Below are 22,944 nucleotides of genomic sequence, written 5' to 3'. Positions count from 1 at the left end.
GCGGTCGCCGGGCCGGGGGTTGCCCGCGGTCGGTACCGTTCATCCTTGATGCACATGGTGCGCGAGATGTTGCTGAGGTGCATTCAGACACGCCCTCGGGCCATGCGCCGCGAGATGTGCCGGGCGTCAAGACCGGACAGACCGCGCACCGCGACGTACGCCTTCTCGTGGCCCGGCAGCGAGACCCGGCCCCGCAGCACCGCCTCGGGGTCGCGCTCGATGCGGTCGAGGAGCCTGCGGTAGATGCCGGCCATCGCCGCGACGCAGGCGCCGCTGCGGCGGTCGAGCATCGGGAGGAGGCGGTAGCCCTCGGCGAACAGGGCGCGGGCGCGCCGGACCTCGAAGTGGACGAGGCCGGCGAAGTCGGAGCCGGGCGGCGGGGTGGCCCGGTGGAAGCCCTCGGAGCAGCCGAACTTGGCGAGGTCGTCGGAGGGGAGGTAGGTGCGGCCGTTGCCCGCGTCCTCGCGGACGTCGCGCAGGATGTTCGTCAGCTGGAGGGCGAGGCCGAGGGTGTCGGCGTACTCCGGGGCGCGCTCGGCGCCGGGTGCGCCCGGTTCCGTACCGAAGACGCCGAGGCTCAGGCGGCCGATGGCGCCCGCGACGCACCGGCAGTAGACCTTGAGGTCGTCCCAGGTCTCGTAGGTCGCGCCGCGCACGTCCATGAGGACGCCGTCGATCAGCTCGTCGAGTCCTTCGAGCGGCAGCGGGAACCGGCGTGCGGCGTCGGCGAGCGCGACGGCCACCGGGTCGGTGTCGTCCTCGTCGACCGCGCCGGCCCGGACGCGGTCGAGCAGGGTGCGGGTGCTCTCCAGGCGGACGCGCTTGGTCTCCGGTTCCAGCTCGCCGTCGCCGATGTCGTCGACGCGACGGGAGAAGGCGTACAGGGCCGACATGGCCTGTCGCTTCTCGGCCGGCAGCAGCCTGATGCCGTACGCGAAGTTACGCGCCTGCTGTCCGGTGACGGCCTCGCAGTAACTGTATGCGGCCTGTACCGGTGCCGACATGTGCGTCGTCTGTCCCTCCACGGTCCGGCTCACCCCTCTCTACGCGCTTCTCGCAAGACAACTCCCACTTCGCGCAGCAGGCTGGGCTTGGTGGGTCCGGGTGGTCCGGGCAGTACGTCGAATCCGGCGGCCGCGATCGCGGTGAGGGCGGCGCGTCCTCCTCCCACGAACCCGGCGAGAAGCAGCCTGAGCCTGCCGTGGACGCTACCCACCAGGGGGGTGCCTTCATTCAGCAGATCCCGGGCACGTTCCGCTTCGTACGCGATCAGGGAGCGGACCGAGGCGTTCGCGGTGGGTGCCGCGAGGCCGGCCTCGGTGACGTGGAACCGGGCCATGTCGTCGGCCGGCAGGTAGACGCGGTCGCGGGCGAGGTCCTCGGCGACGTCCTGGAGGTGCTCGACGATCTGCAGTGCGGTGCACACGGCGTCGGAGCGGCGCAGCCGTTCGGGGCTCGCGGTGCCGGTGAGCTGGAGGACCAGGCGGCCGACGGGGTTGGCGGAGAGCTCGCAGTAGGCGAGGAGTTCCTCGTACGTGCCGTAGCGGCGGACCTTCTGGTCCTGCCGGTTGGCCTCGATGAGGCCGAGGAAGGGTTCGGGGGTGAGCGCGCGACGGCGGGCGGTGGGGCGCAGCGCCCTCAGCAGCGGGTGGTGCGGGGTCTCGCCGGTGGTGGCGAAGACGCGGCGCAGGTCGCTCTCCAGGGCGTCGAGCATCGCGAGCCGGTCGTCCGCCTGCGCCGCGTCGAGGCCGAGGTGCACGGCGTCGGCGCCGCCGGGGGCCAGGTCGCCGTCGCCGATGTCGTCGACGAGGCGGGCGAAGCCGTAGACGGCCATGAGGTCGTCGCGCCAGGCGCGCGGGAGGAAGAAGGGGGCGACCGGAAAGTTCTCGTGCGCCGCCTTGTCGAGGGTTCCGGATGCGGCGGTATCGAGCCGCGCCTGCCGGGTACGGGTCACTGCGGACCGCCCTGCGCGGGGACGGCGTGAGCACCTCGGAGCTGGAGATCTTCCGTCATAGCCGTCACATCTCCCGTTCTACACTGCTGACCCAAAACATCCCATTCCGGACACGCCGCCCACCCTCCCGAGTGCCGAGGACGGCTCCGGGCCGTCCACCCAGGCGGTATCGCCCCACTTGCGGCGAATCAGCACCGGTACAGCTTACGTTGTACAACGCTCATCCAAACGCGGGGGTACGGGCGGTACGCCACCGGTCCCATGGCCCGCGTCAACTTTCCACCCGGCGGGCGGCGTTCACGTCATCCGGCGGTAGGAGATCGCGACGGACGCCGTACGACGAGGCGTGGACGCCCGGACTCCGGACATGACGCGGCCCCCGCCGGAAGGGGTCCGGCGGAGGCCACCCGGTGCGGGACGGGGGCGTCCTACTTGCCGGTCTCGCGCTCGTAGGCCCGCAGGACCTCTTCGGTCGGGCCGTCCATCAGGAGCTCGCCCTTCTCCAGCCACAGCACCCGGTCGCAGGTGTCCCTGATCGACTTGTTGCTGTGGCTCACCAGGAAGACCGTGCCGGCCTCCTTGCGCAGTTCCCGGATCCGCGCCTCGGACCGGATCTGGAACTTGCGGTCACCGGTCGCCAGCGCCTCGTCGATCATGAGGACGTCGTGGTTCTTGGCGGCGGCGATGGAGAAGCGGAGGCGGGCGGCCATGCCGGAGGAGTACGTGCGCATGGGCAGGGTGATGAAGTCGCCCTTCTCGTTGATGCCGGAGAAGTCGACGATCTCGTCGTAGCGTTCGCGGATCTCCTCGCGGCTCATGCCCATCGCGAGGCCGCCGAGCACGACGTTGCGCTCGCCGGTCAGGTCGCTCATCAGCGCGGCGTTGACGCCGAGCAGCGAGGGCTGGCCGTCCGTGTAGACGCTGCCGCTCTCGGTCGGCAGGAGGCCGGCGATGGCGCGGAGCAGCGTGGACTTGCCGGAGCCGTTCGTGCCGATGAGTCCGATCGCCTCGCCCCGGTAGGCGGTGAAGGTGACCCCGCGCACGGCGTGCACCTTGCGGACCCCACGCTCCTCGCCCTTGCCGCGGCGCAGTATCCGGCTCAGTGCCGCGGTGGCGCTGCCCTTGCCACCGCCACTGCCGTTGACCCGGTACACGATGTGCACGTCGTCGGCGATCACGGTGGGGACGCGCCCCGCGGTGTTGTCGTCAGCCACGGCCGTACCGTTCCTCTGCCTTCCAGAAGTACACGAAGCCCACGACGCCCACCACGACCGCCCAGAGGAGGGCGACCAGCCAGACGTGCTGGGGCAGGTTCTCGGAGCCGTATCCGTCGATCAGGGCGAACCTGACCAGGTCCATGTAGATGGCCGCCGGGTTGTACTGGAGCACATCCGTGATCCAGGCCGGCTTGTCCTCGAGCATCACCGGGATGGAGAACATCACCCCGGACGCGTACATCCAGGTACGCATGACGAACGGCATCAGCTGCGCCAGGTCGGGGGTCTTCGCCCCCATCCTCGCCATCACGAGCGCCAGTCCGGTGTTGAAGAAGAACTGCATCGCCAGCGCGGGGATCACCAGCAGCCACGAGAGCCGCGGGTAGCTGCCCCACCCGACCGTGACCACGATCAGCACGATCAGCGAGTACAGCAGCTGCTGGAGCTGCTGGAGCGAGAAGGAGATGGGCAGCGAGGCGCGCGGGAAGTGCAGCGCCCTGACCAGTCCGAGATTTCCGGAGATGGCCCGTACGCCGGCCATCACGGAGCTCTGGGTGAAGGTGAAGACGAACACCCCGGTCACCAGGAACGGGATGAAGACCTCCTGCGGAATGCCCTTCTTCGTGCCGAGGATCAGTCCGAAGATGATGAAGTAGACCGCGGCGTTCAGGAGCGGGGTCGCCACCTGCCACAGCTGGCCCAGCTTCGCCTGGCTGTACTGGGCGGTCAGCTTGGCCCGGGAGAACGCCAGGATGAAATGGCGTCGTCCGCGGAGCTGGCTCACGTACTCGCGGAGTCCGGGCCGGGCACCGCTGACCGCGAGCCCGTACTTCGCGGCCAGCTCGGCCGCGCTCAGGCCGTCGTCGGCAGATGGCGGGCTGCTCACGGCAACCGCGCCACCATGGGTTGTGTCACTCACCAGAAGAAACTCTCGTATTCAAAATGCGCAGCCAGTCGCGGGCGCGGCTCAGGGCGGACAGGTCCCGACAAAAAAATACGCCTCATGTTCCCAGAGGCGAACCCCTCAGATCACCGGGGGGCGGCCCAGCCTGGTCAGGCGCCACACCGTACGCCACTTCATCGGGCGGCGCGGTCCGCACGGAGTCCGCCAGCCTTCCCGGAAGCCGCCGAACCAGGCCTTCAGCGCCTCGCCGGACGGCCTGCGCAGCAGGGTCAGCAGCATCCACACCCCGAGGTACACCGGGACGAGGAGCGCGGGAAGGTTCCGCCGGGCCAGCCAGACCCGGTTGCGGGCCACCATGCGGTGGTAGACGGCATGGCGGGACGGGGCCGTGGTGGGGTGGTGCAGCACCATGTCGGCGCGGTAGTCGATCAGCCAGCCGGCGTCCAGCGCCCGCCAGGCCAGGTCCGTCTCCTCGTGCGCGTAGAAGAAGTCGCCCGGCAGCGGGCCGACCTCCGCCAGCACCCGGGTGCGCACCGCGTTGGCGCCGCCCAGGAACGTCGTCACCCGCGAGGAACGCATCGGGTCGGCGGCCCGCAGCCGCGGCACGTGCCGGCGCTGGGTGACCCCGGTCTCGGGGTCCGCGATGCGGAAGCTGATGATGCCGAGCCGGGGGTCCTCGGCGAACGCCTTCCGGCACAGCTCCGCGGTGTCGGTGAGGGGCAGCAGCCCGTCGTCGTCGAGGAAGAGCAGGGCGTCCACGTCGGCGCCGGAGGGCCCGAAGGCCTCGATGCCGACGTTCCGGCCGCCGGGGATGCCGAGGTTCTCGGGCAGCTCGACGGTCCGCACGCCCGGGGGGACGTCGGGGACGGGTGAGCCGTTGCCGACGACGACCACCTCGATCCGGTCGCCCTCCTGGGCGGCGACCGAGTCGAGCAGGGCGCGCAGCTCGGCCGGGCGGTTGCCCATGGTGATGATGACCGCGCCGAGTTTCATGGGTGTGCTCACTTCAGCCTGCTCGATGCCAGGACCGACACGAGGTGCAGCAGGGTCTGCAGCAGGGCGATGCCCGCCAGGACCGCGACAGCGAGCCTGCTGAAGAAGAAGTCGTCCCGCACCTCGTCGAGGACGGCCGCGACCAGGATGACCAGCGACGCCTCGACGCACAGGATGAGCCGGTGGAACTTGAGCGCGCCCGCGGCCCGGCGGGCGAACGCCATGCCGGAGGAGCGCGGCTCGGAGGCGGACTCCTTGACCGGCGGCAGCCCGCCCTGGTGGCGGGCGACGCCGACCAGGTCCGTCTCGGCCTTGATCAGGATTGCGCCGAGCGCGGCGAGCGTACCGAGGAAGGCCCACAGCCAGTCGATGCGGCCGGTACCCCACAGGTCGGCGGCGCGCAGGCCGAAGCCGACGAGGACGGCGGCGTCGCACAGGTAGGCGCCGACCCGGTCCAGATAGACGCCGCCGAGCGAGAACTGCTTCTTCCAGCGCGCGACCTCGCCGTCGACGCAGTCGAGCAACAGGTACAGCTGCACCATGACGACGCCGAGGACCGCGCCCCAGATGCCGGGAACGAGCAGCGCCGGGGCGGCGAGCACACCGGCGATCGTCATCAGATAGGTCAGCTGGTTGGGCGTGACCCTGGTGTTGACCAGGTACCGGTCGATGCGCAGCGAGATCTCGCGCATGTATATCCGGCCCGCCCAGTGCTCACCGCTGCGCCGGTCCTTGACGCCCGGCGGGTGAACGACCGGGCGGAGTTCAGCTACTGATGGTCTTGGCATAGTCGGCGTACGCGTCCCTGATCTGGTCGGTGGACAGGCTGAGGTGTTCCAGGACCGTGAAGCGTCCCGGGCGGGTCTGGGGGGCGTATTCGACGGCCTGGACGAACTCCTCGGCGGTGAAGCCGATCTCCTCGGGCGTGACCGGCAGGCCGTGCCGGCGCAGGACCTCGGCGAAGAGGCCGGACTCGTCCACGGCCCCGCGCAGGTGCATGGCGAAGGCGGCGCCGAGGCCGACCTGCTCGCCGTGGCTCGCGGCCCGCTTCGGGAAGAGCAGGTCGAAGGCGTGGCTGATCTCGTGGCAGGCGCCGGACGAGGGCCGGGTGTCGCCGCTGATCGAGATGGCGATGCCGGAGAGCACCAGGGACTCGGCGAGGACGGTGAGGAACTCGTCGTCGGCGACGGTGCCGGGGTGGCGCAGTACGGCTTCGCCCGCGGTACGGGCCATGGCGGCGGCGAGTCCGTCGATCTGCTCGCCGTTGACCTGGTGCGAGAGCTCCCAGTCGGCGATGGCGGAGATGTTGGAGATCGCGTCACCGATGCCGGACCGTACGAAGCGGTCGGGGGCGGCGCGGATCACCGACAGGTCGATCACCATGGCGATGGGCATGGGGACGCCGTAGGAGCCCCGGCCGTTGTCGTTGTCCAGGGTGGCGACGGGCGAGCAGAGGCCGTCGTGGGCGAGGTTCGTGGCGACCGAGACCAGCGGCAGGCCGACCCGGGCCGCGGCGTACTTCGCCACGTCGATGATCTTGCCGCCTCCGAGGCCGACCACGGCGTCGTAGCGCTTGCCCTTGATGTCGTCGGCGAGCTGCACCGCGGCGTCGATGTTGCCGCCCGCGACGCGGTACCAGTCGGCGCCGGGCAGGGCGGGTGCCAGCTTCTCGCGCAGGGCCTGGCCCGAGCCGCCGCTGATCGCGATGGCGAGCTTGCCGGAGGCGGAGATCCGCTGGTCGGCGAGGAGGCCGGCCAGGTCGTGCATGGCGCCCCGGCTGATGTCGACGAAGACCGGGGACGGGATGAGTCGGGTCAGTACCGGCACGCGATCTCCCGGCCCTTCTCGAGGTCGTCGTGGTTGTCGATCTCGACCCAGCTCACGTCACCGATGGGGGCGACGTCCACGGTGAAGCCGCGGTTGACGAGCTCCTGGTAGCCGTCCTCGTAGTACAGGTCCGGGTCGCGCTCGAAGGTGGCCTTCAGCGCGTCGGCCAGCTCCTCGGCCGCCTCGCCCTCGATGAGGGTGACGCCGATGTACTCGCCGGTCGCCTCGGACGGGTCCATGAGCTTGGTGATCCGCCGGACGCCCTTGCCGTCCTCGGCGACGACCTTCATCTCCTCGTCGGCGAGGGTCTTCACCGTGTCGAGGGCGAGGATGATCTTCTTGCCGTCACCGCGCGCGGCCAGCAGCGTCTTCTCGACGGAGACCGGGTGCACGGTGTCTCCGTTGGCGAGGATCACGCCGCGCTTCAGCACCTCGCGGGCGCACCACAGGGAGTAGGCGTTGTTCCACTCCTCGGCCTTGTCGTTGTCCACGAGGGTGAGCTTCAGGCCGTACGTGGCCTCCAGCTCCTCCTTGCGGTCGTAGACGGCCTCCTTGCGGTAGCCGACGACGATCGCGACCTCGGTGAGCCCGATCTCGGCGAAGTTGGCCAGCGTGAGGTCGAGGACCGTCTTGTCGCCGTCCACCGGCACGAGCGCCTTGGGCAGCGTGTCGGTGTAGGGGCGCAGGCGCCGCCCTGCGCCGGCTGCCAGTACGAGGCCGATCATGCGGGTTCTCCTTCGTCGTGAACGGCGGGGGCCCCGGAGGACGCCCAGAAGCGGATGGACTCCGCCAGCACGATCAGCGCGGCGGCCACCGCGAGCACGGTGAGCGCGGTGGTGAAGCCGGAGGATCCGGTGAGAGCGGCGGCGAGCACGGCCACGGCCAGGATCCGGCCCTCGTGTCCGCCGATCGTGCGCACCAGCCACTGGGGCGGGGCGCCGGTGCCGCCTCGGATGCGGTACACCGTGTCGTAGTGATGGTAGGCGACGGCCGAGACCAGCCCGAAGGCCGCGGGAAGCGCCCCGTCGATGTCGCTGCGGGCGGCCAGGATGAGGATCGTGCAGTACTCCGCCGCCCGGAAGACGGGGGGGACGAGCCAGTCGAGGGCGCCCTTGAGGGGGCGGGCCACGGCGATGCCGGAGCAGACCGCGTAGAAGACGGCGGCGATGACCGTCTGCCGGCTGCCGAAGGGCTGCTGGAGCGCGGCGGCGATCAGCGCGGCGGTGCCGACGAGGGCGATCACCGGGGCGCTCCAGGCGCCGGGGATCTTCGGGCCACGGGCGGCGATCAGCTCGGCGACCGGGCCGGAGGCGGCGAGGTCGGCGAGGGCCTGGGCGGCACGGTCGGTGCGCCGGGCCTCGCGGGTCAGGGAGCGCAGGAGGCGGCCGGCGGTGGTGTAGCAGGCGGCGAAGGCGCAGCCGATCAGCAGGGCGTAGAAGACGATGCGCGGGGTGGTGAACGCGGTGAGTACGGCGATCATCGCCCAGCGCTCACCGATCGGGAGCACGATCATCCGCCGCAGCCAGACCGTCCAGCCGACGCTGTCGAGCTTGTCGGAGAGGGCGGCCGTGGGGCTGGAGTTCGCCGCCGCGTCGTGGTTGGCCTCGTTGAACGAGAAGTCGACGACATGGCGGCAGGACTGGAGGACCATCGCGCCGAGGGCCAGCGCCCAGACGTCGTCGCCGCCGCGCGCCGCACCGAGGGCGAGGCCCGCGTAGTAGGCGTACTCCTTGGCGCGGTCGAAGGTGGCGTCCAGCCAGGCGCCCATCGTGGAGTACTGCAGGGAGTAGCGGGCGAGCTGTCCGTCGGTGCAGTCCAGGACGAAGGAGAACATGAGCAGGATGCCGGCCGCGACGTACCCGCCCCGGGTACCGGTGGCCGCGCAGCCGGCCGCCAACAGCGCGGTGAGCAGGGACGCGGTGGTGACCTGGTTCGGCGTGAGGCCGCGGCGGGCGCACCAGCGGGCGATGTAGCGCGAGTACGGGCTGATGAAGTGGGTGGTGAAGAAGCCGTCGCGGGCCTTGACCGCGCTGCGCAGCCGGACCGCCTCGTCGTCCACCGCCTCGACGCCGGCGCGCGCGGCGGCGCGGGCGGCCTCGTCCGTGGGCACGGTGGCGACGAGCCGGCCCAGCTCGGGGCGCTGCACCTCGACGCCCTCGGCCTCCATGACCGCAGCGAGCCTGCCGGGCACCGTGCGGTCGGCGACCGTGGCGGTGGTGCCCACGGCGGGCACTCCGGCGCCGACCGCGTCGGTGGCGGCGCGCAGGGCGCTCACCAGGGCGGGGCGCGTCTCGGCCTGTGCGGTGAGGGCGCCGGGCACGGTCGCCGCGGGGAAGCGGGGGTCGGTCAGGGCGAGCCGGAGGGCGTGGCGGTGACCGACGAAGCGGGGGTCGACGAGGGCGACCCGCTGGTCCGCCGGGACGGCGGCCAGCAGCCCGGCCGCTTCGGTGACGTCGGCGGTTGCGTGGACGTCGAATCCCAGCGACCGGAGATCGTCCTCGAGTGAGGATCCGGGCAGCGGAGCACCCGTGAGAATGGCGGTCGACAGACGAACTCACTCCTTGGGTGCTGACACGGACCGGCACGCGACAGTGCGGCCTGAAGCGGCCGGCGGCATGTCGGCAGAGGCTATCGGATGAACGGAAGCGCGAGTTCACTGCCCGTTTGTGCTCCGTTCCGGGCGGCGCCGGAACATGCGCGCCGTCCGCGATCATCATCGTCGATGGCCGCCTCGCCTGACAAAAAACGGGGTGCCGCCGCCCCCGCCCCCGGACGGCCCCGGAGTTACGACAGGGCTCTGACCTGCACTCGTTTTCGCAGGTCAGAGCTTATGACAACGGTGTTCAGTGCCGTGTTGCCCGATACCCCCCACCCGTAGTTGACTGGCAGGGCCCGGGCGGGAGAAGCCCGGGTCCGCGAGACGACCGGGAGGCGTCCCCATGGGGGCAGGGCACGATCACGGACATGCACACGGCGTACCGGCCGGCACGGCGGCCGCCGCGCACAGGGGGCGGCTGCGCATAGCGCTGTGCATCACGCTGACCGTGACCGTCATGGAGATCGTCGGGGGTGTGCTGTCCGGCTCCCTCGCGCTGATCGCCGACGCGGCCCACATGGCCACCGACGCCCTGGGGCTCGGGCTCGCCCTCCTGGCGATCCACTTCGCCAACCGGCCGGCCGGGCCGAACCGCACCTTCGGCTTCGCCCGGGCGGAGATCCTGGCGGCCCTCGCCAACTGCTGTCTGCTCCTCGGGGTGGGCGGCTATCTCCTCTTCGAGGCGGTCCAGCGCTTCATCGACCCGGCCGAGACCCGGGGCGGGGTCACGATCGCCTTCGCTCTGGTGGGTCTGGTCGCGAACGCGGTGTCGCTGACGTTGCTGACAAAGGGGCAGCAGGAGAGCCTCAACGTGCGCGGTGCCTATCTGGAGGTGCTGGCGGACACGCTCGGCTCGGTGACGGTGCTGATCTCGGCGGGCATCGTGATGGCGACCGGCTGGCAGGCGGCGGACCCGATCGCCTCGCTGGTCATCGGCCTCATGATCGTGCCGCGTACGGTGCGGCTGCTGCGCGAGACGCTGAACGTGCTCCTGGAGGCGGCGCCGCCCGGCGTCGACATGGGCGAGGTACGCGACCACATCACGGCGCTGCCCGGCGTGCTGGATGTCCACGACCTGCACGCGTGGACGATCACCTCGGGCATGCCGGTGCTCTCCGCGCACGTGGTGGTGCAGCAGGACCTGCTGGACTCGATCGGCCACGAGAAGCTGCTGCACGAGCTCCAGGGCTGCCTCGGCGACCACTTCGACGTCGAGCACTGCACCTTCCAGCTGGAGCCGAGCGGCCACGCCGAGCACGAGGCGAGGCTCTGCCGCTGAGCCTGGTACCCGGAGCCCGAGGTGTAGGGTTTTGCGGACGTGTGCGGGCGGACATGCCAGGATCCGAAGTGCGGACAAGCCGCTTTTGTACGGCAGACTTGAGCGGACTCGACGGGACCGGCGCACGGGGCCGGGACCACAGCGAAGGATGGGTATGCCGAGCACACCAGTCACCGCGGCGAACACCTCGTCGAACGGCACAGCGGAAGCGATCATGCTCGAACTGGTCGACGAGAACGGCACCACCATCGGCACGGCGGAGAAGCTCGCCGCCCATCAGGCGCCCGGACAGCTGCACCGCGCGTTCTCCGTGTTCCTCTTCGACGAGCAGGGCCGGCTGCTGCTCCAGCAGCGCGCCCTGGGCAAGTACCACTCCCCCGGTGTCTGGTCCAACACGTGCTGCGGCCACCCCTACCCGGGCGAGGCGCCCTTCGCCGCCGCCGCCCGGCGTACGTACGAGGAGCTGGGCGTCTCGCCCTCGCTGCTGGCCGAGGCGGGCACCGTCCGCTACAACCACCCGGACCCGGCGTCGGGCCTGGTGGAGCAGGAGTTCAACCACCTCTTCGTGGGCCTGGCGCAGGAGCGGCTGCGGCCCGATCCGGAGGAGGTCGGCGGGACGGCCTTCGTGACGGCGGCGGAGCTGGCCGAGCGCCATGCCCGGGAGCCGTTCTCGGCGTGGTTCATGACCGTGCTGGACGCCGCCCGGCCCGCGATCCGCGAGCTGACCGGGGATGCCGCCGGCTGGTAGGTCCGGTGGGGCTGCGGAGGGGGTCAGAGGGCGGTGCTCAGCGGCAGGGCCGCCCAGATGACCTTGCCGCCGCCCGCGGTGTGCTCGACGTCGCATGTGCCGCCCGCTTCCCGGGTGATCTCCCGGACCAGCAGCAGGCCACGTCCGCCGGTCTGCGCGTAGTCGGTCTCCAGCGCGGTGGGGCGGTAGGGGTGGTTGTCCTCGACGGACACCCTGACCCATTCCTCGCCCACGGCCACCTCGACGGCGAGCTCGGGCGAGAGCAGCGCCGCGTGCTTCACGGCGTTGGTGACCAGCTCGGAGACGATGAGCAGCAGGCCCTGGGTGATGTCGTCGTCGATCGGCACGTTCTGGCGCTTCAGCAGGTCGCGCACGGCGTGCCTCGCCCGGGGCACGGAGGCATCCGTGGCCGGGGCGGTGAACCGCCAGACCCCTTCGTACGACACGGGCCGGGCGGGGACACTCCCGCGGCTCTCCATAGTCCGGTACCCGCTCTCCACTCGAAGTGACTTCACGTCGAGTACAGAGTGGCGGGCGAGGTTGCTCCGGTCCGCACTACTGAACAGAAGTCGATTTCTATTGACCGAACTCGACTTCATTCGCACGAGAGTGTCAGTTTTCGGACCGCTTCCGACTGTTCTGGGTGAGCGGGTCGGTTCCTTCTCCCTGATCGCAGATTCGAACACCACGGATAGCATCCGGCCATGGACCGTACGGAACCCCGGCTGGAGCACACCGTCGCGGACGGCGTCGCCACCGTCGTCATCAGCAACCCCGCCAAGCGCAACGCGATGACGGCCGCCATGTGGCAGGCGCTGCCGGTACTGCTGGAGAAGCTGGCCGCCGACCCCGCGGTGGGCGCCCTGGTCCTGACGGGCGCGGGCGACACCTTCTGCGCGGGCGCGGACATCTCCTCGCTGCGGGACCCCGGGAGCGCTCCGCAGAGCCTGGCCGTGGCGGCCGAGGAGGCGCTGGCCGCGTTCCCGCTGCCGACGCTCGCGGCGGTGCGCGGCTACTGCGTGGGCGGCGGCAGCCAGCTCGCCGCCGCCTGCGATCTGCGCTTCGCGGCGGAGGGGGCCCTGTTCGGGGTCACCCCGGCCAAGCTGGGGATCGTCTACCCCGCGTCGTCCACCCGACGGCTGGTCGCCCTCGCGGGCCCCGCGACGGCCAAGCACCTGCTGTTCTCCGGCGAGCTGATCGACACGGAGCGGGCGCTGCGGACCGGTCTGGTGGACGAGGTGCTGCCGGCCGGTGGGCTGGACGAACGGGTCGGGGCGTACGTACGGACGCTGCTGTCGCGGTCCCGGCTGACCCAGGCCGCGGCCAAGGAGTTCGCGGCCGGGCGCGAGGACCGGGACGAGTACTGGGCCGGGCAGGCGCGGAGCGGCGGCGACACCGCGGAGGGGGTCGCCGCCTTCCTGGAACGCCGCGCGCCCCGCTTCACCTGGGTGCCTACTGGAGGATGAAGCGGCTCCGGCCCCGCCACTCCTCGACGAGCTCGGCCGGCGCCTTGTCCGGCGATCCGGCGTCGTAGGGCGGCTGGGGGTCGTACTCCGTCAGGAGCTGTACGGCCTGGGCGGTCCGGTCGCCGGCGATGCGGCCGAGCAGGGCGAGGCCCATGTCGATGCCGGACGAGACCCCGGCGGCGGTGACGTACTTGCCGTCGAAGACCACGCGCTCGCCGGTGGGCTCGGCGCCGTGGTCCCTGAGCTGGTCGAGCGCCAGCCAGTGCGAGGTGGCGCGCCGCCCCTTGAGCAGCCCGGCGGCCGCCAGCAGCAGGGATCCGCTGCACACGGAGGTCGTCCAGGTGGTGGTTTCGTCCACGCGGCGCAGCCAGCCGAGCAGGTTCTCGTTCTCCATCTGGTGGTGCTGTCCGGGGCCGCCGGGAACGATCACCAGGTCGGGGGCGGGGACGTCGTCGAACGTACGGTGCGCGACCAGTTCGAGGCTGCGGTTGTCGTTGCGCACCGCGCCCGCGTGCTCGGCGACGAAGACGGTCTCGGCGCCGGGGGTGCGGGAGAGGATCTCGTAGGTGCCAACGGCGTCCAGTGCGGTGAAGCGGTCGAAGAGGGCGATGGCGATCTGCATGAGCGTTTCCTGTCTTCCGATGGTCAGACGTGGTGGGCGGAGCCGGAGCCGAAGCGGCGGCGGTATTCGGCGGGGGCCGCGCCGAGTGCCTTGACGAAGGCCCGGCGCATCGCCTCCGATGTGCCGTAGCCGCTGCTGCGGGCGATCCCGGCGACCCCGTCGGTGGTGTCCTCCAGGAGCCGGCGGGCGTGTTCGAGGCGGACCCGGTCGACGTACCGGCCGGGCGTGGTCCCCGTCTCCGCCTGGAAGGCGCGGGCGAAGTGGCGGGGCGAGAGGCGGGCGCGGGCGGCGAGCGCCTCGACGGAGAGGTCCGCGCCGGGGTGTTCGGTGATCCAGTGCTGGACCTCGCGGAGCGGTTCGCGGCGTGCCGTCTGGGCGCTGAGCTGGGCGCTGAACTGGGACTGGCTGCCGGGCCTGCGCAGGAACACGACCAGGTGCCGGGCGACCGTCAGGGCGACGTCCCGTCCGTGGTCCTCCTCGACCAGGGCCAGCGCGAGGTCGATGCCCGCGGTGACTCCGGCGGAGGTGGCGATCCTGCCGTCGCGTACGAAGATCGGCTCGGGGTCGACGTCGACGGCCGGGTGGTCGCGGGCGAGGCGGTCGCACACGTTCCAGTGCGTCGTCACCCGGTGCCCGTCCAGCTGGCCGGCCGCGGCGAGGAGCAGCGCCCCGCTGCACACGGAGACCAGCCGCTCCGGCAGCGGGCCGTGCCCGCGCAGCCAGCCGACGAGCGCGGGGTCGGGGGCACGGGTGCCCGCCCCGCCGGGGACCAGCAGGGTGTGGGGCACCGGGGCGTCGGCGAGGCTGCCGTCGGGGACCAGGGTGAGGCCGCAGGAGGAGCGGACCGGGGCGCCGTCCAGCGAGGCGGTGCGCAGCTCGTACCCGGCGTCCGGGAACCGGGAGGCACCGGCGAAGACCTCCATGGGGCCGGTGACGTCGAGGCTCTGGATGCCGTCGAAGAGGACGACGAGCACGGTGCGCTGCTTCATGTACGCCATCCTGGGCGGCCCGCGCGCATGGCCGCAATGACGGGTTCCCCACCTTTCCTGCCATCATCGGCTGCGGCGAAGCTCACGTGCGCCAGGGGGTTCCTGCCCGTACCGACCAGTCGGTAACGTGCCGGGTATGAGTACTCTCCCGCCCCGCGCCGGGCGGCGTTGTCACAACGCCCTGAACCCGCTGCACTCCTCGCTCTACTTCTCCCCCAACCTCGGCGAGGAGCTCGGCGGGATAGGTATCGACGACTCCTCCGCCGTCTACTTCGCCACCCGCGCCGCCGCGATGGGCGCGGTCGGCGCCGACACGGTGACCGCGGCCTTCTACAACTTCAGCCACGCGCTGGTCTCCCGGCACGTGCCCGCGATCTGGGACGTCGCCTCGCCCGCGAAGGTCCTGGACGCCCGGCTGCGCGCCGCCGACGCGACGCTGCGCCGGCTGCTCGGCGAGGAGATCATCGCCTCGCCCGAGATGGCCGAGGCCGCGCGGCTCGCCCTGCGCGCCACGGAGGGCTGCACCCGGCACGCCCGGCCGCTGTACGCCGCGCACGCCGGCCTGCCGGTCCCCGACGAACCGCACCTGGCGTACTGGCACGCGGCGACGCTGCTGCGCGAGCACCGGGGCGACGCCCACCTCGCCGCGCTCCTCACCGCGGAGCTCGACCCGGTCGAGGCGCTGGTCAGCCACACCGCCACGGGCAAGGGCATGGCGATCCGCTGGCTGCTGGCGAGCCGGGGGTGGCGGCGCACCGACTGGGAGGACGCGTCGGAGCGGCTGCGCGGGCGCGGACTCCTCACGGCGGATGGCGAGCTGACCGAGGAGGGCGCCGGGCTGCGCAAGGAGCTGGAGGAGGCCACGGACCGGATGGACCTGGGCCCGTACGAGCACCTGGGCGGACCCGGGGTGGCCCGGCTGACGGAGCTGGGGCGCGGCTTCCTCGCGACGGCCGCGGCGGCGGGCGCCTTCCCGGCGAGCGCGACGGGCTGAACCGCGAGAACCGAAAGCCCGCTCCCTGGGGTGGCCGGGCGACACGGCACCCGGCCACCCGGCACAATGCAGGGCGTGTGGCTCCGGGCCCGTCCCAGCGGCGGCCCGGGGCCCGACCAGCACAGCCAGCAGGAGAAGGCGAGTCGGTAGAACCGTGACGACGTCCATCGAAGGCAGGATCGCCGAGGAGCTCGGCGTACGCGAGCGGCAGGTGAAGGCGGCCGTCGAGCTGCTCGACGGCGGGTCGACCGTGCCGTTCATCGCCCGCTACCGCAAGGAAGCGACCGAGATGCTCGACGACGCGCAGCTGCGCACGCTCGAGGAACGGCTGCGGTATCTGCGGGAGCTGGAGGAGCGCCGGACGGCGGTCCTCGAATCCGTACGGGAGCAGGGCAAGCTCGACGAGGCGCTGGAGGCGCGGATCCGGGCGGCGGACACGAAGGCGCGCCTGGAGGACATCTACCTCCCGTTCAAGCCGAAGCGGCGGACGAAGGCGCAGATCGCCCGGGAGGCCGGTCTCGAACCGCTCGCCTCCGGCCTGCTCGACGACCCCTCGGCGGACCCGCTCGCCGCGGCGGCGGCCTTCGTCGACGCGGACAAGGGCGTCGCGGACCCTGCGGCGGCCCTGGAGGGCGCCCGCGCCATCCTCACCGAGCGCTTCTCGGAGGACGCGGACCTGACCGGTGAGCTGCGCGAGCGCATGTGGACGCGCGGGCGGCTGGTGGCCCGGGTGCGGGACGGCAAGGAGGAGGCGGGCGCCAAGTTCGCGGACTACTTCGACTTCGCCGAGCCGTTCACCGCACTGCCCTCGCACCGGGTGCTGGCGATGCTCCGCGGCGAGAAGGAGGACGTGCTCGACCTGGTCCTGGAGCCGGAGGAGCCGTCCCAGGAGCCCGGCCCGTCCTCGTACGAGAACATGGTCGCCCGGCGCTTCGGCGTGGGCGACCGGGGGCGTGCGGGCGACAAGTGGCTGGCCGACACCGTGCGGTGGGCCTGGCGGACCCGGATCCTGGTACACCTCGGCATCGACCTGCGGCTGCGGCTGCGTACGGCCGCCGAGGACGAGGCGGTACGCGTCTTCGCGTCGAACCTGCGCGACCTGCTGCTCGCCGCGCCGGCCGGGACGCGGGCCACGCTGGGGCTGGACCCCGGTTTCCGTACGGGTGTGAAGGTCGCCGTCGTGGACGCGACCGGCAAGGTCGTCGCCACCGACGTCATCCACCCGCACGTCCCGGCCAACAAGTGGGACCAGTCGCTGGCCACTTTGGAGCGGCTGGCCCGGGAGCACCACGTCGACCTCATCGCCATCGGCAACGGCACGGCGTCCCGCGAGACGGACAAGCTCGCCGGTGAGCTGTGCGCGAAGCACCCGGAGCTGAAGCTCACCAAGGTGATGGTCTCGGAGGCGGGCGCCTCCGTGTACTCCGCCTCGGCGTTCGCCTCGCAGGAACTCCCCGACATGGACGTGTCGTTGCGCGGTGCCGTCTCGATCGCGCGCCGGCTCCAGGACCCGCTGGCCGAGCTGGTGAAGATCGACCCGAAGTCCATCGGCGTCGGGCAGTACCAGCACGACCTGTCCGAGGTGAAGCTCTCGCGGTCGCTGGACGCGGTCGTCGAGGACTGTGTGAACGGCGTCGGCGTCGACGTCAACACCGCGTCGGCGCCGCTGCTCTCCCGGGTCTCCGGCATCGGCACGGGGCTCGCCGAGAACATCGTGGCGCACCGGGACACGAACGGGCCGTTCCGGTCCCGCAAGAACCTGAAGGACGTGGCCCGGCTGGGTCCGAAGGCGTACGAGCAGTGCGCGGGCTTCCTCCGCATCCGGGGCGACGACCCGCTCGACGCGTCCAGTGTCCACCCGGAGGCGTACCCGGTGGTGCGGGCCATGGTGAAGAGGACCGGCGGGGACGTCGCCGCGCTGGTCGGCAACACGGACGTGCTGCGGTCGTTGCGGGCGGACGACTTCGTGTCCGAGAAGTTCGGGCTGCCGACGGTGACCGACATCCTGAAGGAGCTGGAGAAGCCGGGGCGCGACCCGCGGCCCGCCTTCAAGACGGCCACCTTCAAGGAGGGCGTCGAGAAGATCGGCGACCTGGAGTCCGGGATGGTGCTGGAGGGCGTCGTGACGAACGTCGCCGCGTTCGGGGCGTTCGTGGACGTCGGGGTGCATCAGGACGGGCTCGTCCATGTGTCGGCGATGTCGCGGACGTTCGTGAAGGACCCCCGGGACGTCGTGAAGCCCGGGGATGTCGTCCGGGTGAAGGTGATGGAGGTCGACATCCCGCGTAAGCGGATTTCGTTGTCGTTGCGGCTGGACGACGAGCAGGCGGCGAGCGGCCGCGGGGCGGGTGCTGCGCGGGCGGCTCGTGGGGGCGGTGGTGCTGAGCGGGGTGGGCGGCCGCCTCGGCCTCGGCAGGGGGGTGGCGGTGGTCGTCCTTCGCCGGCTGCGACGCCGGCCAACGGGGCGATGGCTGATGCGTTGCGGCGGGCGGGGTTGTTGAAGGGGGACGGGGGGCGTTAGCCCTCGGGGCGGCGGTGGGGTGGCGGGGCGCCTGCGGCGGGCCTTGCCCCTCCCCGCCCCTTCCCGTAACCGGGGCTCCGCCCCGGACCCCGCGCCTCAAGCGCCGGCGGGGCTGAAAGTGACCGGCCGGCGTGTCGGCCCCGGGCCCCGAGCTCCGACGACGCTGGAAGTGACCGGCCGGCGCGTCGGCCCCGGCCCCGGGCCCCAAGCTCCGGCGGCGCTGGAAGTGACCGGCCGTCGCGTCGGCCTGGGGTTGGTCAGGCTTCCGTGACCCTGCCCTCCGCCACCTGGATGCGGCGCGTCGTGCGGACCGCCTCCAGCATCCGGCGGTCGTGCGTCACCAGGAGCAGGGTTCCGGTGTACGAGTCGAGCGCGGACTCCAGCTGCTCGATCGCCGGCAGGTCCAGGTGGTTCGTGGGCTCGTCCAGCACCAGGAGGTTGACGCCCCGGCCCTGGAGCAGGGCGAGCGCCGCCCGGGTGCGCTCCCCCGGCGAGAGGGTGGTCGCCGGGCGCATCACGTGGTCGGCGCGCAGGCCGAACTTGGCGAGGAGGGTGCGCACGTCGGCGGGTTCCGTCTCGGGCACCGCCGCGCAGAACGCCTCCAGCAGCGTCTCCGAGCCGTGGAAGAGCTTGCGCGCCTGGTCCACCTCGCCGACGACCACGCCGGACCCCAGGCTCGCGTGCCCCGAGTCCAGCGGGAGGCGGCCGAGCAGCGCGGCCAGCAGGGTCGACTTTCCGGAACCGTTGGCGCCCGTGATGGCGACCCGGTCCGCCCAGTCGATCTGGAGCGAGGCAGGGCCGAACACGAAGTCGCCGCGTACGGCGCGGGCCTCGCGGAGAGTGGCGACGACCGAGCCGGAGCGGGGCGCGGAGGCGATCTCCATGCGCAGCTCCCACTCCTTGCGCGGCTCGTCCACCGCGTCGAGGCGCTCGATCATGCGCTGCGTCTGCCGGGCCTTCGCGGCCTGCTTCTCGCTGGACTCGCTGCGGAACTTGCGGCCGATCTTGTCGGAGTCGGTGGCCTTGCGGCGGGCGTTCTTGACGCCCTTGTCCATCCAGGAGCGCTGCATCAGGGCGCGCCCCTCCAGCGCCGAGCGCTTGTCGGCGTACTCCTCGTACTCCTCGCGGGCATGCCGCCGGGCGCGCTCGCGCTCCTCCAGGTACGCCGCGTAGCCACCGCCGTACAGGTTGATCTGCTGCTGGGCCAGGTCGAGTTCGAGGACCTTGGTGACCGTGCGCATGAGGAATTCGCGGTCGTGGCTGATGACGACGGTGCCGGAGCGCAGTCCGGAGACGTACTTCTCCAGGCGTTCCAGGCCGTCCAGGTCCAGGTCGTTGGTGGGCTCGTCGAGCAGGAAGACGTCGTAGCGCGACAGCAGGAGCGAGGCGAGTCCGGCGCGGGCCGCCTGGCCGCCGGAGAGGGCGGTCATCGGCAGGTCGAGGCCGACGGTCAGGCCGAGTTCGGCGGCGGTCTCCTCGGCACGTTCGTCCAGGTCGGCGCCGCCGAGCGCGAGCCAGCGCTCCAGGGACTCGGAGTACGCGTCGTCCGCGCCGGGAGCCCCCTCGACCAGGGCTTCCGTGGCGGCGTCCATGGCGGTCTGGGCCTCGGCGACCCCTGTCCGGCGGGCCAGGAACTCCCGTATGGTCTCGCCGGGGCGCCGCTCGGGCTCCTGGGGCAGGTGGCCGACGGTGGCGGTGGGCGGGGAGAGCCTCAGCTCACCTTCCTCCGGCCGGTCGAGCCCGGCGAGCAGCCGCAGCAGCGACGATTTTCCGGCGCCGTTGACTCCGACGAGACCGATCACGTCCCCGGGGGCGACCACGAGGTCGAGCCCGGCGAAGAGCGTGCGGTCGCCGTGTCCGGCGGCGAGTTCCTTGGCGACGAGGGTGGCAGTCATCAGGGTGCCGATCCTAATCGGCGCGGCGGGGGCCCGGAGGACGGGCCGGGGCAGCCTGTGGGATCACGCGTCAAGGCCCCGGGGGGCGGCCTGCGGCGGAGTGCGGGAGGCCCCTTAGGGTCCGGGTCAGGTACGCGTATCGGGCGGCGGAAGGCGGGCAGCGGTGTCGGACGTGATCGTTGTGGGCGGCGGGGTCAGCGGGCTGACCACGGCGGTGGTGCTGGCCGAGCGTGGCCACCGGGTGCGGGTGTGGTCCCGGGAGCCGGCCGGCGACACCACGTCGGCGGTGGCCGGGGCGCTGTGGTGGCCGTACCGGATCGAGCCGCTGGACCGCGTCGGCGACTGGTCGCTGACCACCCTGCGCCGGTACGAGGAGCTGGCCGCGCGCCCGGAGGAGACCGGCGTACGGCTGGTCGACGGCCTCCACGGCGGTGAGCGCCTCTCCGGTCTGGGGCCGTGGGCCGGGGAGCTGAAGGACGCCGTGGAGACCGCCGAAGGTCTGCGGTGCCGGCTGCCGCTGATCGACATGCCGGTGCACCTGAAGTGGCTGGAGGGGCGGGTGCGGGCGGCCGGGGGCGCGGTCGAGCGGCGCACGGTCAGCTCATTCGCCGAGGCGGCGGCGGAGGCGGCGGCGGAGGCGGGGACGGTGGTCAACTGCGCCGGGCTCGGCGCCCGCGAGCTGGTCCCCGACCCCGGGATGCGGCCGGTGCGCGGGCAGTTGGTGCTGGTGGAGAACCCGGGGATACGGGAGTGGTTCACCGAGGCCGATCCGGCGTCGAGCGAGACCACGTACTTCTTCCCGCAGCCCGGCCGGCTGGTGCTCGGCGGCACGGCGGCGGCCGACGACTGGAGCACGGTGCCCGATCCCCGTACCGCCGAGGAGATAGTGGCCCGGTGCGCGCGGGTGCGGCCGGAGATCGCCGGGGCCCGGGTCATCGGCCACCGGGTGGGCCTGCGGCCGGCCAGGGACGCGGGGGTCCGGATCGAGGCCGGGCCCCTGCCCGGGGGCGGACGGCTGGTGCACAACTACGGGCACGGCGGCGCGGGGGTGACGGTGGCGCTGGGCTGCGCGCTGGAGGCGGCGCGGCTGGTGGGGTGAGCCCCGGTACGGCCCGGCGGCGTACTCCGCCGGGCCGTACGGTTCACGCCGGGGTGGAGCCGCCGGGCCGGTCGTGGTCGTGGCGTTCCGTGGTGATCTGGCTGCCGCCCGGGCCGATGCGGATCTCGAAGTCGCCGTCGTACTTGGCGTGGCCCTCGATGACCGCCGACTCCACGGCCTCCACGCCGAACTCCCGGCGCACGATCAGCGGGTCCTGGCGCAGGTCCCGCATCAGAGCCACGCACATGCCGATCATGACGATGGTGAAGGGCGCCGCGACGAGGATGGTCAGGTTCTGGAGCCCCGCCAGGGCGTCGCCCTTGCCGTTGCCGATGAGCAGCATGATGGCCGCGACGGCGCCGGTGACGACGCCCCAGAAGATGACGACCCACTTGGCGGGTTCGAGGATGCCCTTCTGCGACAGCGTGCCCATCACGATGGACGCGGCGTCGGCGCCGGAGACGAAGAAGATGCCGACGAGCACCATCACCAGGATGCTCATCAGCGTGGCGACGGGGAACTGCTGGAGTACACCGAAGAGCTGCGCTTCCTGGGTGTCGGCGCCGCCGAGCTTCCCGCCCTCCTGGAGCTTGATGGCGGTGCCGCCGAAGACGGCGAACCAGATCAGGCTGACCGTGCTGGGCACCAGGATGACGCCGCCGATGAACTGGCGGATGGTGCGGCCCCTGCTGATCCGTGCGATGAACATGCCGACGAAGGGCGTCCAGGAGATCCACCAGGCCCAGTAGAAGACGGTCCAGCTGCCGAGCCACTCCGCGACCTCGCCCTCACCCGTGGCCTCGGTGCGGCCGGCCAGCTGCGGCAGGTCGCCGAAGTAGGAGGCGATCGAGGTGGGCACCAGGTCCAGCACGATGATCGTGGGGCCCGCGACGAACACGAAGACGGCCAGGATCAGGGCGAGCACCATGTTGATGTTCGACAGCCACTGGATGCCCTTCTCCACGCCGGAGACCGCCGAGGCGATGAACGCGACGGTCAGCACGGCGATGATCAGGACGAGCAGTCCGGTGCCGGTCTTCTCCTTCCAGTTCAGCTCGTGGAAGCCGCTGCCGATCTGGAGCGCACCGAGGCCCAGCGAGGCGGCCGAGCCGAAGAGGGTCGCGAAGATGGCCAGGATGTCGATGAACCGGCCGAGTCCGCCGTGGGCGTGGCGGGGGCCGATCAGCGGCTCGAAGACGGCACTGATGGTCTGCCGCCTGCGGCGCCGGAAGGTGCTGTACGCGATGCCCAGGCCGACCACCGCGTAGATCGCCCACGGGTGCAGCGTCCAGTGGAACAGGGTGGTGGCCATCGCGGTCTGCATCGCCTCGGCCGGGTCGGCGGGGTGGGTTCCGGGCGGCGGGTCGGTGAAGTGGGCCAGCGGCTCGCTGACGCCGTAGAACATCAGACCGATGCCCATGCCGGCGCTGAACATCATCGCGACCCAGGACACGGTACGGAACTCCGGCTCCTCGTCCTCCTGGCCGAGGGTGATGTTCCCGTACCGGCTGATGGCGAGCCACAGGGCGAAGAGCACGAACCCGGAGGCGGCCAGCATGAAGGCCCAACCGCCGTTGTGGATGAGCCAGTCGAGGGCACTTCCGGAGACGTTCTCCAGCGAGTCGGTGGCGGTGGCCCCCCAGATGACGAAGGCGAGGGTGAGGCCGGCCGTGACACCGAACACCACCCGGTCGGTGACGGGGCGCCGGTTGTGGGCCGAATGGCCGGGGAGGTCCGCCGTCACCGGCACGTCCCCCCTGCCGCCCGCTCTCTGATCGTCCTGCGACACGAATGGCACCTTTCACGGAAACAGAAGGAATCGCTCTCCGTAGGCAGTACC

At 71.9% G+C, this 22,944-nt stretch carries 21 protein-coding genes; 7 read left to right on the top strand and 14 right to left on the bottom strand.

What is annotated here, in order from left to right; genetic code table 11:
• Window positions 1-83: 83 nt before the first annotated feature.
• The 9 genes from hpnD to OG242_RS29120 all read right to left on the bottom strand — a co-directional run bounded on the left by hpnD (window position 84) and on the right by OG242_RS29120 (window position 9,215).
• Window positions 84-1,004: a presqualene diphosphate synthase HpnD gene (gene hpnD / locus OG242_RS29160; RefSeq protein WP_405900986.1), complete on the bottom strand. Its 921-nt coding sequence runs from the start codon at window positions 1,002-1,004 to the stop codon at window positions 84-86.
• Between the two features lie 29 nt (window positions 1,005-1,033).
• The gene (hpnC, locus tag OG242_RS29155; RefSeq protein WP_405900985.1) at window positions 1,034-1,954 is read right to left on the bottom strand and encodes a squalene synthase HpnC; all 921 of its coding nucleotides are present in this window, start codon (window positions 1,952-1,954) and stop codon (window positions 1,034-1,036) included.
• A gap of 428 nt (window positions 1,955-2,382) precedes the next feature.
• Window positions 2,383-3,168: an ABC transporter ATP-binding protein gene (locus OG242_RS29150; RefSeq protein ID WP_405900984.1), complete on the bottom strand. Its 786-nt coding sequence runs from the start codon at window positions 3,166-3,168 to the stop codon at window positions 2,383-2,385.
• Window positions 3,161-4,090, bottom strand: a complete 930-nt coding sequence (locus OG242_RS29145; RefSeq protein WP_405900983.1) for an ABC transporter permease — start codon at window positions 4,088-4,090, stop codon at window positions 3,161-3,163. The genes OG242_RS29150 and OG242_RS29145 overlap by 8 nt, the downstream gene beginning before the upstream one ends.
• 105 nt (window positions 4,091-4,195) lie before the next feature.
• Window positions 4,196-5,068, bottom strand: coding sequence for a glycosyltransferase family 2 protein (locus OG242_RS29140; protein WP_405901758.1), 873 nt, complete (start codon window positions 5,066-5,068; stop codon window positions 4,196-4,198).
• A gap of 8 nt (window positions 5,069-5,076) precedes the next feature.
• On the bottom strand, window positions 5,077-5,856 hold the full coding sequence (locus OG242_RS29135; RefSeq protein ID WP_405900982.1) for a CDP-alcohol phosphatidyltransferase family protein: 780 nt from the start codon (window positions 5,854-5,856) through the stop codon (window positions 5,077-5,079).
• Window positions 5,834-6,895 carry an iron-containing alcohol dehydrogenase family protein gene (locus OG242_RS29130; protein WP_405900981.1) on the bottom strand — a complete coding sequence of 354 codons (1,062 nt, stop codon included), beginning with the start codon at window positions 6,893-6,895 and terminating at the stop codon, window positions 5,834-5,836. Before OG242_RS29130 ends, OG242_RS29135 begins: the two co-directional genes overlap by 23 nt.
• The gene (locus tag OG242_RS29125; protein WP_405900980.1) at window positions 6,883-7,620 is read right to left on the bottom strand and encodes a sugar phosphate nucleotidyltransferase; all 738 of its coding nucleotides are present in this window, start codon (window positions 7,618-7,620) and stop codon (window positions 6,883-6,885) included. The genes OG242_RS29130 and OG242_RS29125 overlap by 13 nt, the downstream gene beginning before the upstream one ends.
• On the bottom strand, window positions 7,617-9,215 hold the full coding sequence (locus OG242_RS29120; RefSeq protein ID WP_405900979.1) for a DUF5941 domain-containing protein: 1,599 nt from the start codon (window positions 9,213-9,215) through the stop codon (window positions 7,617-7,619). Before OG242_RS29120 ends, OG242_RS29125 begins: the two co-directional genes overlap by 4 nt.
• Window positions 9,216-9,266: 51 nt before the next feature.
• On the opposite strand from OG242_RS29120, the gene OG242_RS29115 reads away from it, so the two are divergent.
• The 3 genes from OG242_RS29115 to idi all read left to right on the top strand — a co-directional run bounded on the left by OG242_RS29115 (window position 9,267) and on the right by idi (window position 11,518).
• Window positions 9,267-9,401: a hypothetical protein gene (locus OG242_RS29115; RefSeq protein WP_405900978.1), complete on the top strand. Its 135-nt coding sequence runs from the start codon at window positions 9,267-9,269 to the stop codon at window positions 9,399-9,401.
• A gap of 433 nt (window positions 9,402-9,834) precedes the next feature.
• Window positions 9,835-10,770, top strand: a complete 936-nt coding sequence (locus tag OG242_RS29110) for a cation diffusion facilitator family transporter (RefSeq protein ID WP_405900977.1) — start codon at window positions 9,835-9,837, stop codon at window positions 10,768-10,770.
• 154 nt (window positions 10,771-10,924) lie between these two features.
• Complete coding sequence (gene idi, locus OG242_RS29105; protein ID WP_405900976.1) at window positions 10,925-11,518, top strand: isopentenyl-diphosphate Delta-isomerase; 594 nt, start codon at window positions 10,925-10,927, stop codon at window positions 11,516-11,518.
• A 23-nt stretch (window positions 11,519-11,541) separates the two neighbouring features.
• On the opposite strand, the gene OG242_RS29100 is transcribed toward idi, so the two are convergent.
• Window positions 11,542-11,997, bottom strand: a complete 456-nt coding sequence (locus OG242_RS29100) for an ATP-binding protein (protein ID WP_405900975.1) — start codon at window positions 11,995-11,997, stop codon at window positions 11,542-11,544.
• Between the two features lie 225 nt (window positions 11,998-12,222).
• Between OG242_RS29100 and OG242_RS29095 the strand changes: the two genes are divergently transcribed.
• Window positions 12,223-12,984, top strand: coding sequence for an enoyl-CoA hydratase/isomerase family protein (locus tag OG242_RS29095; protein WP_405900974.1), 762 nt, complete (start codon window positions 12,223-12,225; stop codon window positions 12,982-12,984).
• Here OG242_RS29095 and OG242_RS29090 read toward each other — a convergent pair.
• On the bottom strand, window positions 12,971-13,606 hold the full coding sequence (locus OG242_RS29090; protein WP_405900973.1) for a DJ-1/PfpI family protein: 636 nt from the start codon (window positions 13,604-13,606) through the stop codon (window positions 12,971-12,973). The two genes, OG242_RS29095 and OG242_RS29090, sit on opposite strands and share 14 nt — an antisense overlap.
• A 23-nt stretch (window positions 13,607-13,629) precedes the next feature.
• A complete protein-coding gene (locus tag OG242_RS29085; RefSeq protein ID WP_405900972.1) occupies window positions 13,630-14,595 on the bottom strand; it encodes a GlxA family transcriptional regulator in 966 nt (321 codons plus the stop codon).
• 136 nt (window positions 14,596-14,731) lie between these two features.
• Here OG242_RS29085 and OG242_RS29080 point away from each other — a divergent pair, with 136 nt between their 5' ends.
• Both OG242_RS29080 and OG242_RS29075 read left to right on the top strand, forming a co-directional pair.
• Window positions 14,732-15,589: an SCO6745 family protein gene (locus OG242_RS29080; protein ID WP_405900971.1), complete on the top strand. Its 858-nt coding sequence runs from the start codon at window positions 14,732-14,734 to the stop codon at window positions 15,587-15,589.
• Between the two features lie 154 nt (window positions 15,590-15,743).
• Window positions 15,744-18,110: a Tex family protein gene (locus OG242_RS29075; protein WP_405900970.1), complete on the top strand. Its 2,367-nt coding sequence runs from the start codon at window positions 15,744-15,746 to the stop codon at window positions 18,108-18,110.
• Window positions 18,111-18,367: 257 nt separating this feature from the next.
• Here OG242_RS29075 and OG242_RS29070 read toward each other — a convergent pair whose 3' ends face one another.
• A complete protein-coding gene (locus tag OG242_RS29070; RefSeq protein ID WP_405900969.1) occupies window positions 18,368-20,005 on the bottom strand; it encodes an ABC-F family ATP-binding cassette domain-containing protein in 1,638 nt (545 codons plus the stop codon).
• Window positions 20,006-20,168: 163 nt separating this feature from the next.
• Here OG242_RS29070 and OG242_RS29065 point away from each other — a divergent pair, with 163 nt between their 5' ends.
• Window positions 20,169-21,104 carry an FAD-dependent oxidoreductase gene (locus OG242_RS29065; protein WP_405900968.1) on the top strand — a complete coding sequence of 312 codons (936 nt, stop codon included), beginning with the start codon at window positions 20,169-20,171 and terminating at the stop codon, window positions 21,102-21,104.
• Window positions 21,105-21,147: 43 nt separating this feature from the next.
• Here the strand turns inward: OG242_RS29065 and OG242_RS29060 are convergent, their stop codons facing one another.
• On the bottom strand, window positions 21,148-22,893 hold the full coding sequence (locus OG242_RS29060) for a BCCT family transporter (protein WP_405900967.1): 1,746 nt from the start codon (window positions 22,891-22,893) through the stop codon (window positions 21,148-21,150).
• Window positions 22,894-22,944: the final 51 nt, after the last annotated feature.

This window comes from Streptomyces sp. NBC_00727, assembly GCF_045161745.1.
Taxonomy (GTDB): domain Bacteria; phylum Actinomycetota; class Actinomycetes; order Streptomycetales; family Streptomycetaceae; genus Streptomyces.
The sequence above is the reverse complement of the archived record's forward strand: the minus strand, read 5'-3'. Positions and strand labels throughout refer to the sequence as shown.

What these genes read in the sequence shown, in the direction of transcription:
- OG242_RS29125 (WP_405900980.1), bottom strand. Translation starts at nt 7,620, where the DNA reads ATGATCGGCCTCGTACTGGCAGCCGGCGCAGGGCGGCGCCTGCGCCCC.
- OG242_RS29100 (WP_405900975.1), bottom strand. Translation starts at nt 11,997, where the DNA reads ATGGAGAGCCGCGGGAGTGTCCCCGCCCGGCCCGTGTCGTACGAAGGG.
- OG242_RS29110 (WP_405900977.1), top strand. Translation starts at nt 9,835, where the DNA reads ATGGGGGCAGGGCACGATCACGGACATGCACACGGCGTACCGGCCGGC.
- OG242_RS29095 (WP_405900974.1), top strand. Translation starts at nt 12,223, where the DNA reads ATGGACCGTACGGAACCCCGGCTGGAGCACACCGTCGCGGACGGCGTC.
- OG242_RS29140 (WP_405901758.1), bottom strand. Translation starts at nt 5,068, where the DNA reads ATGAAACTCGGCGCGGTCATCATCACCATGGGCAACCGCCCGGCCGAG.
- OG242_RS29080 (WP_405900971.1), top strand. Translation starts at nt 14,732, where the DNA reads ATGAGTACTCTCCCGCCCCGCGCCGGGCGGCGTTGTCACAACGCCCTG.
- idi (WP_405900976.1), top strand. Translation starts at nt 10,925, where the DNA reads ATGCCGAGCACACCAGTCACCGCGGCGAACACCTCGTCGAACGGCACA.
- OG242_RS29090 (WP_405900973.1), bottom strand. Translation starts at nt 13,606, where the DNA reads ATGCAGATCGCCATCGCCCTCTTCGACCGCTTCACCGCACTGGACGCC.
- OG242_RS29070 (WP_405900969.1), bottom strand. Translation starts at nt 20,005, where the DNA reads ATGACTGCCACCCTCGTCGCCAAGGAACTCGCCGCCGGACACGGCGAC.
- hpnD (WP_405900986.1), bottom strand. Translation starts at nt 1,004, where the DNA reads ATGTCGGCACCGGTACAGGCCGCATACAGTTACTGCGAGGCCGTCACC.
- OG242_RS29135 (WP_405900982.1), bottom strand. Translation starts at nt 5,856, where the DNA reads ATGCCAAGACCATCAGTAGCTGAACTCCGCCCGGTCGTTCACCCGCCG.
- OG242_RS29085 (WP_405900972.1), bottom strand. Translation starts at nt 14,595, where the DNA reads ATGAAGCAGCGCACCGTGCTCGTCGTCCTCTTCGACGGCATCCAGAGC.